Annotated in this window: 13 protein-coding genes; 6 read left to right on the top strand and 7 right to left on the bottom strand. The window is 55.7% G+C overall.

Features of this window, described 5'->3' with window-relative positions; translation table 11 throughout:
• Nucleotide 1 precedes the first annotated feature (1 nt).
• Nucleotides 2-970 carry a phytanoyl-CoA dioxygenase family protein gene (locus PKO02S_RS04490; protein ID WP_127579893.1) on the top strand — a complete coding sequence of 323 codons (969 nt, stop codon included), beginning with the start codon at nucleotides 2-4 and terminating at the stop codon, nucleotides 968-970.
• Nucleotides 971-1107: 137 nt separating this feature from the next.
• Nucleotides 1108-1779: a hypothetical protein gene (locus PKO02S_RS04485; protein ID WP_127579892.1), complete on the top strand. Its 672-nt coding sequence runs from the start codon at nucleotides 1108-1110 to the stop codon at nucleotides 1777-1779.
• A 245-nt stretch (nucleotides 1780-2024) separates the two neighbouring features.
• Here PKO02S_RS04485 and PKO02S_RS04480 read toward each other — a convergent pair whose 3' ends face one another.
• From PKO02S_RS04480 to PKO02S_RS04470, 3 genes are all read right to left on the bottom strand, one after another.
• Nucleotides 2025-2504 (bottom strand): small multi-drug export protein, encoded by a 480-nt coding sequence (locus PKO02S_RS04480; RefSeq protein WP_246066832.1) that lies wholly within the window; start codon nucleotides 2502-2504, stop codon nucleotides 2025-2027.
• A 76-nt stretch (nucleotides 2505-2580) separates the two neighbouring features.
• A complete protein-coding gene (locus tag PKO02S_RS04475) occupies nucleotides 2581-4515 on the bottom strand; it encodes an ABC transporter permease (protein ID WP_127579891.1) in 1935 nt (644 codons plus the stop codon).
• Between the two features lie 193 nt (nucleotides 4516-4708).
• Nucleotides 4709-5509, bottom strand: coding sequence for a helix-turn-helix transcriptional regulator (locus tag PKO02S_RS04470; RefSeq protein WP_164821291.1), 801 nt, complete (start codon nucleotides 5507-5509; stop codon nucleotides 4709-4711).
• A 228-nt stretch (nucleotides 5510-5737) separates the two neighbouring features.
• On the opposite strand from PKO02S_RS04470, the gene PKO02S_RS04465 reads away from it, so the two are divergent.
• The 3 genes from PKO02S_RS04465 to PKO02S_RS04455 all read left to right on the top strand — a co-directional run bounded on the left by PKO02S_RS04465 (nucleotide 5738) and on the right by PKO02S_RS04455 (nucleotide 9136).
• The gene (locus PKO02S_RS04465; protein WP_127579889.1) at nucleotides 5738-7162 is read left to right on the top strand and encodes an enolase C-terminal domain-like protein; all 1425 of its coding nucleotides are present in this window, start codon (nucleotides 5738-5740) and stop codon (nucleotides 7160-7162) included.
• A gap of 65 nt (nucleotides 7163-7227) precedes the next feature.
• Complete coding sequence (locus PKO02S_RS04460; protein WP_164821290.1) at nucleotides 7228-8193, top strand: aldose 1-epimerase; 966 nt, start codon at nucleotides 7228-7230, stop codon at nucleotides 8191-8193.
• A gap of 22 nt (nucleotides 8194-8215) precedes the next feature.
• Nucleotides 8216-9136: an acetamidase/formamidase family protein gene (locus PKO02S_RS04455; RefSeq protein ID WP_127579887.1), complete on the top strand. Its 921-nt coding sequence runs from the start codon at nucleotides 8216-8218 to the stop codon at nucleotides 9134-9136.
• A 66-nt stretch (nucleotides 9137-9202) separates the two neighbouring features.
• Here the strand turns inward: PKO02S_RS04455 and PKO02S_RS04450 are convergent, their stop codons facing one another.
• Together PKO02S_RS04450 and PKO02S_RS04445 are read right to left on the bottom strand one after the other, a co-directional pair.
• Nucleotides 9203-10417, bottom strand: coding sequence for a GNAT family N-acetyltransferase (locus PKO02S_RS04450; RefSeq protein ID WP_127579886.1), 1215 nt, complete (start codon nucleotides 10415-10417; stop codon nucleotides 9203-9205).
• Between the two features lie 136 nt (nucleotides 10418-10553).
• Nucleotides 10554-11432, bottom strand: a complete 879-nt coding sequence (locus PKO02S_RS04445; RefSeq protein ID WP_127579885.1) for an AraC family transcriptional regulator — start codon at nucleotides 11430-11432, stop codon at nucleotides 10554-10556.
• 141 nt (nucleotides 11433-11573) lie between these two features.
• On the opposite strand from PKO02S_RS04445, the gene PKO02S_RS04440 reads away from it, so the two are divergent.
• The gene (locus PKO02S_RS04440; protein ID WP_127579884.1) at nucleotides 11574-12920 is read left to right on the top strand and encodes a DUF455 family protein; all 1347 of its coding nucleotides are present in this window, start codon (nucleotides 11574-11576) and stop codon (nucleotides 12918-12920) included.
• A gap of 373 nt (nucleotides 12921-13293) precedes the next feature.
• Here the strand turns inward: PKO02S_RS04440 and PKO02S_RS04435 are convergent, their stop codons facing one another.
• Entirely contained in the window at nucleotides 13294-14859 is a 1566-nt protein-coding gene (locus tag PKO02S_RS04435; RefSeq protein ID WP_127579883.1) for an extracellular solute-binding protein, read from the bottom strand.
• A 39-nt stretch (nucleotides 14860-14898) separates the two neighbouring features.
• Nucleotides 14899-15765, bottom strand: coding sequence for a carbohydrate ABC transporter permease (locus tag PKO02S_RS04430; RefSeq protein ID WP_127579882.1), 867 nt, complete (start codon nucleotides 15763-15765; stop codon nucleotides 14899-14901).
• Nucleotides 15766-15782: the final 17 nt, after the last annotated feature.

The raw sequence follows: 15782 nt of genomic DNA, 5'->3' as shown, positions 1-15782 counted from the left end.
GATGGAAGTGACTTCATCTACCGGATTGGACCGATATACCGTAACCATTGACGAATATGTATCTTATCGAAGAGACGGGTTTCTGATCGTTAGAGGACTGCTCTCCCCCGCCGATACGAGCCGGCTGCAGGCCTGGACCGACGACATTTATTCCGGACGGGAAACAAGTCTTGATCATCTGCACCACGACCATTCGTGGCAGGATGGCAAAAAGCCGGAGCGCCTCTCCTCCGCGCGGCTTCACCAGCCGCATAACGAGAATGCGACTGCGGAGTGGGGGCTGCTGCACCCACGCGTGCTCGACGTGCTGGAGGCGCTGATCGGCCCCGACGTGCTGGCGCTGCAGTCGATGATGTTCTTCAACCCGCCGGGCAAAGGCGGCCAAGGCTGGCATCAGGACTCGTTCTACATCCAGACGCAGCCGGATTCGCTGATCGGCGCCTGGATCGCGCTCGACCGCGCCGATGAAGAGAACGGCTGCCTCTGGGTCGCGCCGGGCTCCCATCACGAGCCGGTTTATCCACCGGAGGCACGCGGCCATTTCGTGCATGCGACCGAGACAGTCATCGACGGCCTGTTCACTGTTCAGAACGCGAGCCACATGGACGACGAGGTCAATAACTTGTCCGGGGTCGCCGCCAAATACGGATCCTCCGTTCCAGTGGTGCTGGAGCCGGGCGATGTGCTGTTCTTCCACTCGCATCTGCTGCATCGCTCCTATGTGAACCGCACGTCGGACCGCTACCGCCGCTCCTACGTTACCCATTACTGCAATGCGCGGTCTTGGGTGCCTTGGTCTGGCTCGAACGAGCGGCACATCCTCGCGCGCGGCCGGACGCATCTGCCCTTCGCAACGCCCAAGTTCGGCACGCCGGTTATTTTGTCGCCGGTTGTGGAGAACGACGAGGACGGCGGCTCCATGATGGTGGCGATGCCGGGCGGCGATATGGGGAAGATGGAGATGGGTTGAAGGTTTTCGTAGAAAATACTAGCATGTGTTGGGTTAATCCTTTATACTTGCTGTTATAGCTAGCGACGAAGCACGTCCCGCTCATTTGAAATGAGTCCGGGGCGTTTTTTATTTTCTGTGAGGAGGTTGGGGCGGGAGTGAATTATGAAGAGGTGCATGCGGGTTTTATTCAGCATCATCTAACTCGGCGTACTGGAGAACGACAGGGCCGTTTGGAGCGAGGTCACCTGCATGGAGAGCAGTTATTTGCGCGTCAAGTGTGGTGGGAGCTGATGCGAAGCTTCGATCATTTGCATCCGGAATATGAGGTGCTTGATTGGCGAGGGCGCTCCTACTTCGCGGACTTTGCTTGGCTGCCAGGGTATACGAAGCTGCTGATCGAGATCAAAGGGTTCAGCAAGCACGTCCGGGACATGGACCGCCAGTCCTATTGCAGAGAGCTGAACCGCGAAGCTTTTTTACTCGGCTTAGGGTATCCGGTCGTATCGTTCGCCTATGACGATGTGGAGCAAAGACCTGAGCTGTGCATGCATTTGCTGCGTTCCATCATGAGTCGGTTCCAAACCGCCGAGGCACCCGTCACCAGACTGAAGCTAGCCGAGAAAGAACTCATCCGGCTCGCAATCCAGCTTGCCCGTCCCATTCGTCCGAAGGATGTGGAGCTGCACTTCGAAATCAATCATCGTACAGCCGTTGCGCTGTTGCGAAAGCTTTGCGAAAAAGGCTGGTTCGTGCACTTGGTTCGAGGTAAGGGAGAGCGTATGGTTTGCTTTGAGCTGACTCACCGGGCGTTTGAGTTTATACGATAATTAACAACGAACAACCGCCCCGGTTGCCATTCAGTAGATGTAAAAACTGCAGTTCATTTTTCTGAAGACAGCCGTTTCACTTTGAAAGATGCAAAAAATACAGCTAATTGTGGTTTACCAGTACAAAAATCAGGGTAATCTCCATAATTAGCTGTATCTTTAGCATGTATTTCCTTCAAATCTGGCTTTTGCTAACAATTAGCTGCAGATTTTGCAGTAACAGTCCGTCTTGAAAGCATACCACCTCACAAAAACTCGGCCACGCCGTAATGGACGAGCGCCGTCAAGATCACGCTCCACACGACGATGCCGACGCACATCCACACCAGCAGCCGCCCGGCTCGGGCTCCGAACGACACGCCGATCACCGCGCCAAGCGGCGCGCCGGTGATCAAGGGCGACACCAGCCCCAAGCCGGCTACGCCGTAGCGATCCCAGATCGCCTTCATCTTGCCCGGCTTGCCGCTCTGGCGCTTGCGATCCCACCGCTTCACCATCCAGTTGCGCAGCGGCCCGCCGACCAGCACGACGATGAAGGCGCTGGCCATCGAGCCGATGGCGCTGAGCACGCCGGTCCAAACCGGATGAAAGCCCAGCGCGAACCCCAGCGGGATGGCCGCCCATAGCTCGAGCACGCTCGCCCCCGCCACCGCCAATCCGCGCGACACCAAGCTCAACAAGTCTTCTCCCATCTCGTTGCCTCCCACTCCTACTCCCACTTGCACCAGGGGTCATCTTCCTGTCCGTTCCATTATACCCCAAATATACTCCTGGATGTCAGGCAGTCGAGCAAAGAACCGATCAGTACCGAACCGACTGCGGCGAACGATTCGCGATGGCGTTGTACGAGTGGACAGTGAGCCCATAATACAGCACGTAGATGACGAGATAGGCTGCGAACGCAACAAGCACCGGCACGAGCAAGCTGCGCTCCGTCAAGGTGCCGATGACCTTGAGGATCATCAGGCTGTGCATGATGCCGACGGCCAGCGGCAGCCCGAACACGAACCGCGTCTGGCGGGCGATCGAACGGCGAATATCCCGCGTGCTGGCCCCGATTTTGCGCAAAATGTCGTACCGCTCCTTATCTCCTTGCGCTTCGGTCAACTGCTTGAAGTACAGCATGCTGCCGGTAGCCGCCAGAAACACAAGGCCCAGAAAGCCGAATAGGAAAATGTCCAGCCCGTTCTGCTCCAGCCCCCGTTTGTACACTTGATAGTACGAAGTGAGCTCCCCTTCCCCGAAGCCTAACCCATTCAGCCGATTGAAAGTAGCCTTCGTACTTCGTTGGGTATCGACTTTGTAGGCTTTGTACGTCTGGATCGGCACCGAGCCTGACGCCTTCAGCTCTGCGAACAACGAATCGCTGACGACAATCGTCAGGTCGGGATAGCGCCACTCGAACACCCGCTCCGGAGCGGTTTCCTTGAACATCACCTCTCGGCCGGTCTCGCCAAGCTGCAATAATGACTGCCGACCGAGAAATGAATCCGCCGACAACGTGACGTTCATCTGCCGCACGAGCGCGACCTCGTTCCCGGCCAAGCTAACATGAGCCTCACGCCCCAGAGCATCCGAAATCGCATTGTAATCGCCGGCCGACATGAGTCGAGCGGTGCCCTCATCCTCCCCGATGTACACCCAGTCCGACAGCTTCGCCTTTGCCTCCAGCACCTGGAACGATTGCTCCATCACGATCGGATGACTTTTATCCTCCAGCAAAATGCCTTTCACTTGCGCATCGAAGGCCTCACCTTTGGACAAATGCATATAGCTGAACGGCGAGGCGGCTTCCGCCCGTTCCGCGCTTGTATAATACTGCACATAGACCGTGCTGATGCTGGTGATCGTAAAGGCGCTGAGCAACCCGATCATCGTGAAAATGCGAGCATTGCCTTGAATCCGATACATCAGCTGAGAAACGGAAACAAGATTCATACCTCGGTAGTAGCTGGCTTTGCGAGACTGGGCGAACCTCAGCAGCACGATAATCACGAAGCGAAACAATAAATACGTCCCCGACACAATTCCCGCCAGGAAGAGCAGCAGATTGCGATAATATTGCCCGATCGTATCGAGCGGCTGGAACAGCAGCCAGTAGCTGCCACCGATCAAAGCCACCGCGATCGCAGCGGCCGTCGGCGAAATTCGAGGCGGCTTGTCGCCCTTCCGCTCCGCTTGGAACAGTTCAAGCAATGTGAACCGGTATACGAGCCGGTAGCTCTGAAACGACGTCACTAGCAGCAAAATCGCAAACACGATGAGCGTATTCAGGATCGCGCCGAGCGACAGCGTCATTTTGACCTGAACCCCGGAGCCTACCAATTTGACGAGAATCATCGTGAACAGCTTGGACAGAAACGTCCCTGCCGCAATGCCCGCCGCCAACACGACGATGCCGATGAGCAAATTTTCGAAAAACAGCAGCTTGCCGATCGTCTTCTTGCGCATGCCGAGCAACGAGTACAGACCGATTTCTTTTTTGCGCTTGCGGGTGAAAAAACCGTTCGAATACCAAATGAAGACCGCGACGAACAAAATCAATATAATCGAAGCTTGCATAAAAATCGACTCGACGGCATCCGAAAATTGCACGATTTCCGCCATTTGATCGCTGTATCGAAGCGACACGAACGTGTAGTAAATGACGACACTGACCAGCATCGAGACGAAATAAATCAAATAGCTGCCGGCATTGCCCACCATATTTTTGCGCGCCAACTGGAACAAAGTCATCCGAGCTTCCTCCCTTACCCGTCATTTGCCATTGTAGACTTGCCAATTCGAGGCTTATGGCAACATTGTACAAGGATTCGCCGAGATCAACCATCCATTCAGCTTACGGCTGCGCCGGACAAGCTTACAATTCTGTCATCTTGGGGGAGCGATCGTTGGCACAGGCACTTGGAATGGGAACAACTCCAGCCACCTATAGCCTCCTTCCCCTAACCAGCTTCTCATGCTTGCGAAACTCCCTCGGGCTTTGGCCGGTCCCTCTTTTGAAAAACCTCGAAAACGCGAACAAATCCTTGAACTGCAACGCCTCCGCGATTTCCGCCATCGCCCCTTCGCCGTACAGCAGCAGCTCCTTCGCCTTCTCCAGCCGCACACGATCGATGTAAGCCTTCAAGTTCTCGCCGGTCAGCCGGGTAAACTGCTTGGACAAATGGCTGCGCGAGTACGACGTGATCTCGGCCAGCTCTTCAATGCGAATCGGTTTGCCGCCCCGCTCCCGAACCAGCTCCTTGACCGTCCGAACGAGCGTCTGATCCGGATCATCCCCGCCCCATTCCTGCTCTTCCGACATGAGATGGCCGAACAGCGAACGCACAAGACCTTCGACGAACCGCTTCTCAAAAGGCTGCATGATGCCGCTCGTCCCGATCGTCTGCAAGGCGGCGATAAACGTATCGCCCAACAAACCTTTATGGAGCACGCCTCCCTCGGGAAGACGCACGGCATCAAGCGGCATCGGCCAATCGAACTTCAATGTGATCCAGGCGCATTCGCGGGACGGATAATGAAACGAATGCGGCGTCCCCGGCGGAATGAACAGCAAATCGCCAGGCTGCAAATAACCCTCTCGCTCCTCCAGCGAATAGCCAACCTCTTGCCTTAAGCTTGTTTCTATTTGCCAGAACGTATGCTTATGAACGTGAACCCGGGTTTGCTCGGAATGCTCGACCTTCTGTAAGATGAGCAGCTGTACTTCTTCTAGTATCCCCTTCAACTCGGTCACCACCGTCGTCATTTAAATGTTCAATCACACAAAAAGCTAAATTTATCGAGAAAAATGCCATTCGTTCTACAAGCTCCCAATGATAAAGTAGGCTCAGCATTGACCTGCCCCATGGACATTATTCATCGGTCATTTCTATCCCTAATCCTATCACCCCCCGCGCAAAATGCAATCTTTCCCACAGACCTACGGGCGCAAATACAAAGGAGGCAATCGAGGATGAAACCATACGACATTGAAATCACAGGCGTGCAATTGTACTTTATACCGGTGCGTACCAGAGTTCCGCTCAAATTCGGCGCAGAGACGCTGACGGAGGTGACATGTGCCAGAGCCTGCATCCAGACACGAAATCGCAATGGCGAAACCGGTGAAGGCTGGGGCGAAACGCCGCTAAGCGTACAATGGGTGTGGCCGAGCCCGCTCAGCTATGAGACGCGAGAAAAAGCGCTTCAAGCTTTCTGCCTGATGATTGCAGGAGAATTAACGGAGTGGGCGACGGAGCCTGGACATGCTTTCGAGCTGGGCTATCGGTTCATCCATGAGCGGCTGCCTGAGCTTAAGGAACGATTCCAGAAGGAACAAGGCGCCGAATCAGGTGTGTCGGACTCCGAATCGTTGCCCTACTTGGCTGCTCTCGTCTGCTTCTCGCTCTTCGATATAGCGCTGCATGACGCTTATGGGATGACGAATCGGGTACCAACTTATTCCACTTACAATGCCACCTATATGAACGCCGACTTATCCGCCTACTTGGAGCCTGCCGCGGAGGCGGACGTTCGTTTCGACGGGCGGTACCCGGATCATTTTCTCGCAGCTCAGCCTCCCCAGGAGTTGGTAGCTTGGCATCTCGTCGGAGGCAAGGACATGCTATATCGGCATGAGCTAAACGGCTCCGAGCCGGAGGACGGCTATCCGTACGCGCTGGAGGATTGGACCCGGCAAGACGGACTGTATGCGCTGAAAATCAAGCTGACCGGCAACGATCCGGCCTGGGACTACGACCGCCTTGTGCAAGTCGGAGCCATCGCGCAAGCGCAGGGTGTGCAATGGCTGACGGCGGATTTCAATTGTCAAGTGACGGCGCCAGGCTATGTGACGGATATTCTGGACCGCCTCATGCTGGAGCATCCGAAGGTGTACCAGTCGATTCTATATGTCGAGCAGCCATTTCCTTACGATCTTCACGCGCACCCGATCGATGTTCGCAGCGTTAGCGCCCGGAAGCCCTTGTTCATGGACGAAAGCGCCCACGACTGGGAAGTCGTTCGACTCGGACGCGAGCTCGGCTGGACCGGTGTAGCCCTCAAGACCTGCAAGACGCAGACCGGCGCCTTACTCAGCCTAGTATGGGCCAAAGCCCATGGCATGACGCTGATGGTGCAGGATTTGACCAACCCGATGCTGGCGCAAATTCCGCATGTGCTGCTCGCCGCTTACGCCGGGACGATCATGGGCGTCGAGACGAACGGCATGCAGTTTTATCCGGAAGCTTCGTCTTATGAAGCGGCTGTTCATCCGGGCTTGTATAGCCGGGAGAATGGCACGGTCAAGCTTGATACGCTGCAAGGCTACGGCTTCGGCTATCGCATCGAGCGAATCGGCCGAACGCTGCCTGCTCCTGCTTTTTCATCGCCTTCTTGATGAACCGGCCGCTTTCCTTGTACTATGAACATGTAGGACCAGTTCATGTACAGGGAGGGCGCCCATTGAGCCGCTATGAAGTAAATCGCATCATTGTGGAAGATAGAGAAGTTATTGTGCTGCAAGACGGGAAGACGGATGCCGAAGCCCTGATCGTGCCGGCGCTAGGCAACAATGCGTATGATTTCCGGGTAGGGCATGCGCCTCTGGTGTTCGCTCCGCCTAACCTGGATATGCTTCAAGAAACTCCTAGCCGCTATGGCGTTCCGATCCTGTTCCCGCCCAATCGGACGCGAAATGCCACCTTTACGTTTCAGGGCCGTACATACCGCTTTCCGCCGAACAATGGCGTGGATTACATCCATGGTGAGCTGTGCAGACGGCCTTGGAAGGTGGAGGAGACGGGAGCTTCGGACACGGAAGGCGCTTATGTGATCAGCCGTTTCGACTATAGCGACCATGCGGATATGATGGCGTATTTTCCGCATGCTTTGTCTTTCCGTTTCACTTATCGGCTGCTGGAGGGATGTCTTATATTGGAGGGTGAAATCGAGAACGGCGGTGATACGTCTGCACCGTTCTCATTAGGATTTCATCCTTATTTTCCATGTGCGGAAGATGCGGTCGTCGTAGTGCCTGCTGTGGAGGAGTGGCCGGTCGGGAACGACAACTTCTTGCCAGGCCCGCCGCAGGAAACTTCGCTTTGCATGGAGTATGCCGGGAGCGGAGTGGCGGCTGCTTCGATTCCGGATACCGTTTATCGGCTGTTCCGGATGAGCGGGAGCGACGATAATCGCTGTGAAATTCGTTCGGCAGGGACCGGTTCCTCGATCGTCTACGAGACGGATGGGACCTTCCCGCTGATGGTCGTCTTCAAGCCGGCGTGGGGAGCGGCGATTTCGCTTGAGCCTTATTCGGCGGCGACGGATGGCTTCAACCTGCCGTATCCCGCAGAGGTGACGGGTATACGCGCGATTGACGCTGGCGCAACAATTCGATTCACTTGCACCATCCGATCCGGATCCATGTAAAGATGAGAGGAGCGAAGACGAGATGACAGTTGTTTTGCATCCGAGTGTCTACTTTAACACGATAGGGTCGCATGAGCCGCAGCTTAAGGTTCGGGACGGCGATACGATTGAGACTTCGACCGTCGACGCCCGCGGCTGGGACCGGGATGGAGCGCAGGCTGCCGAACGCGGCAATCCGATGACCGGCCCGATCTACGTCGAAAGCGCCGCCCCCGGCGATACGCTGGAAGTCGTATTCGACTGGATCCGGCCGAACCGGCCGTGGGGCTGGACATCCAACGTGCTGGCGCCGAATGTCGTAGATCCGGAAGCCGTGCAGGCGCTGCCCCGCTCGGAGATCGTCCGCTGGACGGTCGACACAGACGCCGGAGCAGCTTACCCGGAGCAGCCGACATACGGGCTTAGCCGGCTCAAGCTGCCGTTGCGGCCGTTCCTCGGCTGCTTCGGCGTTGCGCCGGCCCGCGGCCAGGCGATCTCGACCGCGACGTCCGGGCCGTACGGCGGCAACATGGACTATCGCGGCTTCACAGCCGGGGTGCGGGTATTGTTCCCGGTGCAAGTCGAAGGCGCGCTGCTCCATCTGGGCGACGGGCATGCGCTGCAAGGGGACGGCGAGATCGTCGGCACCGGCATCGAGATCTCGATGGATGTGCGCTTCACTGTGCGCGTACACAAAGGGCGCAAGATCGGCTGGCCGCGCGGCGAAACCGACAGCCATCTGTTCTGCGTGGGCAATGCCCGCCCGCTGGATCAGGCGCTACAGCACGCTACTACGGAGATGGCTCTCTGGCTGCAGCAGGACTACGGGCTGACTGTCGAGGAGGCAAGCCAACTGCTCGGGCAGACGGTCGAGTACGAGATTGCCAATGTGTACAACCCGGCGTACAGCGTCGTATGCAAGGTTCCGAAGTCTGTGCTCGCGTTGCTGGAGGAGCAGTTATAGCATAAAGAGGGGCTGGCGCATCACTTGCATGCACCAGCCCCTGGCATTGAACCAACTATATTTTTCTCAAAACATATCCAACAAATACGGCGTCTTCTTCGGCAGCAGCCGGTCCAATGTCGCCGCCGTCTCCTCCGACGCCGTCAACAGGCCGAGCTGCCGATAGTACGAGCAGCTCGAGAAACCGACGAATAGCGACGACAACCGGTCGATCGCTCCAACGAGCGTCCCCGCTTCTCCCCCCGCGTCAGTCGAAGCATCGCCACTTTCCGACGTTGCCTCTCGCACGACCTCCGCCCTGCCGTCGGCATGCACGGTCAAGTCGAACGATCCGGCATTCCACGGCGCATACCGATCCGTCACTTCCAACCGGAAGCGGTGCTCCTCTCCGTCTCCGACGAACGGATACATCGCCAGCAGCCGTTCCAGGTCCACGATCCGGAACATGTAGCAAGCGTTCAGCTCCGTCCGCAGCGACGGCTCGTCCAGCAGCTCCAGCAGCGTATCGTCGGCCGGAGCCTCGAAGGTCACGTTCTCCGCCATCGAATCGTGCTGCGCCAGAAACCCTAGCAGCCGGCGACGGCTAGGCTCGTCGACGTACACGAGCTCCCTCACGTCAAGCAAGCCGTCCTTCACCGCATACATCACGTAGCCGGCAATTTGTCCATTCGCATCGTAATCGATCGCAAGCCGCCCAAGCTTCTTGCGGGTCACGTTTTGCTGCCACCAATCGGCGTCCCGGCTCAGCATTCCGTTGTAACGAGCGGCGTACGCTTCATAAGCTTGCGCGACTATCTGCAGCGTATCCTCGTCTAGTTGCATCGGTGCAACGGCGACATGCCCGCTCGTACCGGAATCCCTTTTCAGCAAGCCGATCGGAATCCAGTACCTTTTGATCCGGCTCATATACCCCCAACCGAATTTGCGATAGAAAAAAAACGAAAACGGATTGAGCACCGACACGGTTTGCCCCTGCTCCCTCATTTCCCCGAGCGACCGGGACAACAGCTCCCCGACCATTCCTTTTCGTCGGAATTCCGGCCATGTCGCCACGCTTGCCACCCCGCCCATCGCGAGACGCCGACCACCCAAGTATAGCTGCAAGGGCAAAATCGTCAATTTCGCCGCCAGTGTGCTTCCCGAATAGTAGCCTAGAGTAAAATCGCCCTTCATTTGCTCCAGCCGCAGCGCCCGCTCCTTCTCGCTTAGCTTCAGCCGGAACGAAAATTCGGTCAGCGCCAGACAATCTTCCAAGTCCGATTCCATTAATGTTCTGATCATGGCGAAGCTCCTCTACCCAGCTTGTTATAGAGTGTTGCTCTACCATGAATGTACCGCAAATTCCGTTTATTTTCAGCACATTGATTGCTCATTTAACGAATAATCTACACATCTTGCTATAACACCTACAACATCGTTACCGATTCCGATACTGCTTGGGCGACATCCCGAACTCCTGCTTGAACAGCTTGTTGAAAAAGCTCAAATCATCAAAGCCGACCTGCTGCGCGATCAGGAACACTTTCTCCTTCGAGTCCAGCATGAGCCTGGCCGCCATTCGCAGCCGCGCCGAATTCCGGTATTCGATGAAAGTCTTCCCCGTTTTCTGCTTGAACTTCGTGGAGAACGACGACTGGCTCATCCCGCACAGCTGGCTCACTTCCTTCAAAGGAATCGCCCTAGCGTGATGCTGCTCAATATAACGGCACACTTGCACCATCGTTTCGTCCGCGTCTTCCAGTGTCAGGTTCGCCCGCCGATCCCGTTCGTCCCAGGTCCGGCTCAGCATGATCAGCATGTCGAGCAGAATCGTTTTGATCACCAGCTGGTAGCCGGACCGTTTCGCCGAAAATTCCTTCAGCATCCGCTCCAGCCGCAAGCTCATCTCCGCCTGCTCCTCGTATTTCAGATTCAACTGCGAGCTGAAATTCGCATATTTCCGATTAAACGGCTCCAGGTAGAAGAAATCGACGAACGCATTGACCTTCGAAAGCAGCTCCAGCTCCGCCGCCAGCACGGAGGGCTGAAACAGCACATTATACACCAACAGAGGATTATCTCTTTCCGATTCATACCCGTGCTCCGCGTGAGGCTCTATGATGAAGACGTCTCCGGCTGAGAGCGGGTGCACGCTCCCTTGATACGTATGTACCCCTCGCCCCCCCAATACGTAGACAAACTCGATGAATTCATGGGAATGCAGCTCGAACGCCTCGTCCGCTGTGAAAGGATATAGCCGGATGGAAAACGGGAACTGTTTGCTCTCCAAGTACTCGCGATCGGTCAATAACGTCATGCGTCGTCCTCCACCTCTGCTCGCCGCTAGTGTTGTGAAATCGCCTTATTCGTTTGGAATTCCACCCAAGTCTGTTTGCGCGTAAACGCTTTACACTTCAGTTATACCACACAATTCTGGGAAAAAAGAGAGGGATTCGGGATGGCGCTGCGGTTTGATATCGAGCAGTTCGAGTCGGAGAGTATCGAAAATCAATTGGGGACTTACTGGATGCGGGTGTCCGATCAAATTACCCTCGTCAATCGAATGGTATTTCTGGAATGGGCTTCGGCGCGGGTTATCGCAGGCTGGGTGCCGGCCGCCTCGGAGTTCGAATGGAAGCAGCAGATGACGTATTATATGTGGCAAAATATGACGATCGCGGACAAGCTGAAAACCCGCAAGGAAGAGCTGTCCGGCAATTCGAAAATATTAATCCCTTCCGCCGGGTTCGAGCAACTCGTTCAAAATGCCGCGAGGGCGGACGGGTTCCCGGCTTTTCTCGGCGGCTGGTTCCTGGAGCTGACGAAAGGGGCGGTTGAAGCGTACGAGCGGTATGCCGAAGCGCTGGATCCGATTTTCGATGCGCCGACGTTGGAGATTCTGAACGAAGTGATCCCGAAAAAACGTGCGCAAGTTGCCTGGGCCAACGGATTGGTGCACGACATGGTGAAAGATCGCGAAGTGCTCGCTAGTGTGGAGAGGTGGCGCCATTATGTGCGGGCGTATACCCGCCACATCGGCGGTGTTGACGTACGGCTGGAAGCGGATGGAAAGCCGCAGCCGGTTTGCCCCGTGCAGGAAGCTTATGGTCCCGCGCCGAAGAAGCGTTCCCGCCCGGCATGGTTGAAGGTGCAGGAAGGTTTTGAACCTCCGGAGGAAGTCGTGGACAACTTGAAAATTTTCATGTGGCACTACATGACCGAGATCCAGGTGTGCGACCCGATGTGCTACATTTTCTACGGGATGGACGATATGCCGTTCGAGTTTTACGTCGATTTCAGCCGGCATATATGGGACGAAGTGCGCCATCACTTGATGGGTGTCCGTCGTCTGAGGCAGATGGGCTACAATATCCATGACTTCCCGATTCCGTACGGCGAGGATGCGACCCAAGAGCTCGAGAATTACTACACGGAGTTGACCATGATCGGGGAAACGTGCTCCTTCACGCGCAAGAAGAAGTCGCTCGAAGCGTACTACGCCAAAGGCGACATCCTCTCCGGTATGACGGCCGAGATCGACATCGTCGACGAGCGAATGCATGTGCGGTTCGGCAAAAAGTGGATTCCGGTCATCTACAAGACGAAGTTCAACGACTCCCGCACACTCGACGAGATCGTTCGCAGCGTGATGGATCGCTGGATGAACCTGGACGACACCGGGCTTGGCAAACATCAGGGCAATCCGGAGCTGGCGAAGCTGACGAGCGGGGAGCGCAAGAGCATTACTCACTTTGCTTTTTGCGGGAAAATCGAGTTCAAAAATTTGAATTTTGAGAAGCTGTAAGGAGTACGAAGGTTACTTGGTGCGGGAGTTCAGTTAGTGCATGGGGAGAACGGGCTGAGGGGTTCCGACCGGCTGTTGTTATCGTGGCCCTTGATTGAATTGGGGTTGAGGTTGGGCCACGATAACAAAGGCGGACGCTTCGCTTCTCCACTCCCTCTACCCGCCCTCCCTCGCGCTGCTTTGGTTCTTGGCGTTAGTTAATTACAGCTTCTCCGTGGTGGGGGGGAGGGGAAGAGAGATAAGTTACTGGAGTGGAACGAGTGTGTCGTGCATTTCACATGGGGATTGAGCTGGAGCTAGGCCGTCCTCACACCATTCAGCACAAAAACCCATCAGACCCTCCCAGGGACTGACGGGTTTCCTGCTTACTTGCTTACTTCGCTGCCTTCTGAGCCCGTTCGTAGGCGGTTTTGTAGATGCCCAGGATTTTGTCGATGCCGAGCTTTTTCTGCTCCTCCACGTATTTGTCCCATTCGGTCAAGCTCCGGTCGCCGATGATGAACTTGGACAAGTTCTCGTCGCGGCTCTTGTTCAGCGCGTCGCCCGTCGTGCTCAGGATCTCTTGCTCCGCTGCCGACACAGCCGGCTTCGGCTGGCGAGGCGAATCGTACTTCGGCGCTTGCTCGTAAGCCGCTCTCAGCTCCGGTGATGCCAGCGAGATATGCGCGTCGTAGTCGAACAGGATGAAGGTGCCGTCCGTCGACAAGCCCGTTTTTTTGCGTAGATCGGAGACATCCTTCACATCGACGAGGAACCTTTTCTTGCCGTTCTCCAGCTTATACGTCTCGCCTTCCACGCCCCAGCTGGCCAAGTTCTTGCCCTTCTCGGAGTAGAAGAAATCGAGGAACTTCACGACTTCCTTAATGTTCTTCGACTTGGACGACACCATGAACGCTTCGTCGGAAATTTGCGTGTGCGCGTTTTTCTGCGGGCCGCCGCTCAAGCCGGCCGGCGGTGCCATGAACGCCAGGTTGAAATCCGGATTGTCCTTGCGCAGCGCCGAGTTATAGAAGTCGATCCGGCCAATGTAATCCAGTGTGATAAACGCGCGATTCGTGGACATGATGTCTTGCCACAGCTTCGTGTCGACCGTGAGGAAATCAGGCGGGATCAGCTTCTCCTTATAAAATTTGTTGAAGTACCCGATCATCGTCTTGAAGTTTTCTTCGATCGGGGCGTATTTCCACTCGCTCGACTTCTCATCAAAGTAGACGCTCGGGTCGGAGCCGTATTGGGCGAACGAGTTGAACGAAGCGCCGAAGTTGCGCAAATAAGCGAGCCCGCTGCGGAATGTGAGAGGATAGCTGTTCGGGTATTGCTCTTTGAGCGCTTTCAGCACGGTGTAGAGCTCATCCCAAGTGGTCGGCTGCTTCAGCCCGTGTTTCTTGAATACATCGTCTCGGTACATCCAGATCATCCGGTTCGTATCGCCGATCCCTTGGTTCGGAAGCGCATACATTTTACCGTCAGCGGACAAGGCGCTTTGCGCAACCGTCGGGTTTTGCTCCATCCATTTCTTGAAATTCGGCATATCCTTCGTATAGTCCAACAGGTTTGCCAGAGCGCCCTGCTGCCCGTACTTATCCGCCAAAGACTTGTTCTGCGTCCAGAGCAGATCCGGCAACGTGCCGCCCGCAACCATCAGGCTGATGGCATCCTCCAGTTTGCCGCCGGAAGGAAGCTGAACATCGAGCGTGACGCCGGTTTCCTTTTCGATCATTTTCCACACCGGCCAATCCTTCGAATACGGCCAGCTGGCATTGCTATAGTTCAAGAAAGTAAACGTCTGCTTCGTCGGCGCCTGCGACGTTGCTGCTGCCGACGGACTGGTCGAAGCCGAGCCGGAATCCTTGGTGCTCCCCGAGCCCGAGCCGGAACAGCCCGCAAGTGTTGAAGCTCCTAATACGATCGCCAATAGCGGCATAACCCATTTTTTCATCGAATGAGCCCCTCTCCTATTTTCAACTGACCAACGAAATCAACCTTTTATCGAACCGATCATCGCACCCTTGGCAAAATATTTCTGCAGGAACGGATAGACCATCAGAATAGGTAAAGTAGAAACAATAATCGTGGCGAACTTGAGCGATTCGTCGACCAACAGCGTATCTCCGCTGATGCTGGTCGCTTCGCTGGAATTGCTGCTGCCCTGGAGCACGATGTTCCGCAGGACGACCTGCAGCGGGAACAAGCTGGTGCTTCGCAAATACAGCATGGCGGAGAAAAAGTTGTTCCAGATGCCGACTGCGTAGAACAGGCCGATCGTCGCCAGAATCGCTTTGGACAGCGGCAGAGCGAGCCGGAAAAAGACGCCGATCTCGTTCAGCCCGTCGATTTTGCCCGACTCTTCAATCTCTTTCGGCAGGCCGGCAAAAAACGTACGCATTAAGATCAAATTCCACGTGCTCACGGCTGTAGGTAATACCATACCCCAGATCGTGTCGACTAGTCCATAGCTTTTGACAACGAGGAAGGTCGGAATCATCCCCCCGCCGAAAAACATCGTGATGACGATCATAGTCATGAAGCCACGGTGAAACAGCATGTCTTTCTTCGAGATGGCAAACGCGCCGGCAGCGGTGACGAACAATGAGATGGCTGTCCCCAGCACCACATAAAGGATCGTATTCACATACGCTCTCAGGATCAGCGGATCCTGCAGCACGACGCGATACACATCGAAATTTAGCCCTTTGGGCCACAGGAAGACGTCTCCCTTCAGCACATGCACATTGCTGCTGAGCGACACGGCCAGCATGTAGACGAACGGATACAGCGTCACGAAGACGACTCCGGACAGCATGATGAAGAGGAGAATGTCAAATCCGGTCAGCTTCATTTTCATCGAGTAGATCCCTCCCT

It is taken from the genome of Paenibacillus koleovorans NBRC 103111 (assembly GCF_004000845.1).
Lineage (GTDB): Bacteria > Bacillota > Bacilli > Paenibacillales > NBRC-103111 > Paenibacillus_AA > Paenibacillus_AA koleovorans.
This window is presented reverse-complemented; position numbering and strand designations above follow the sequence as displayed.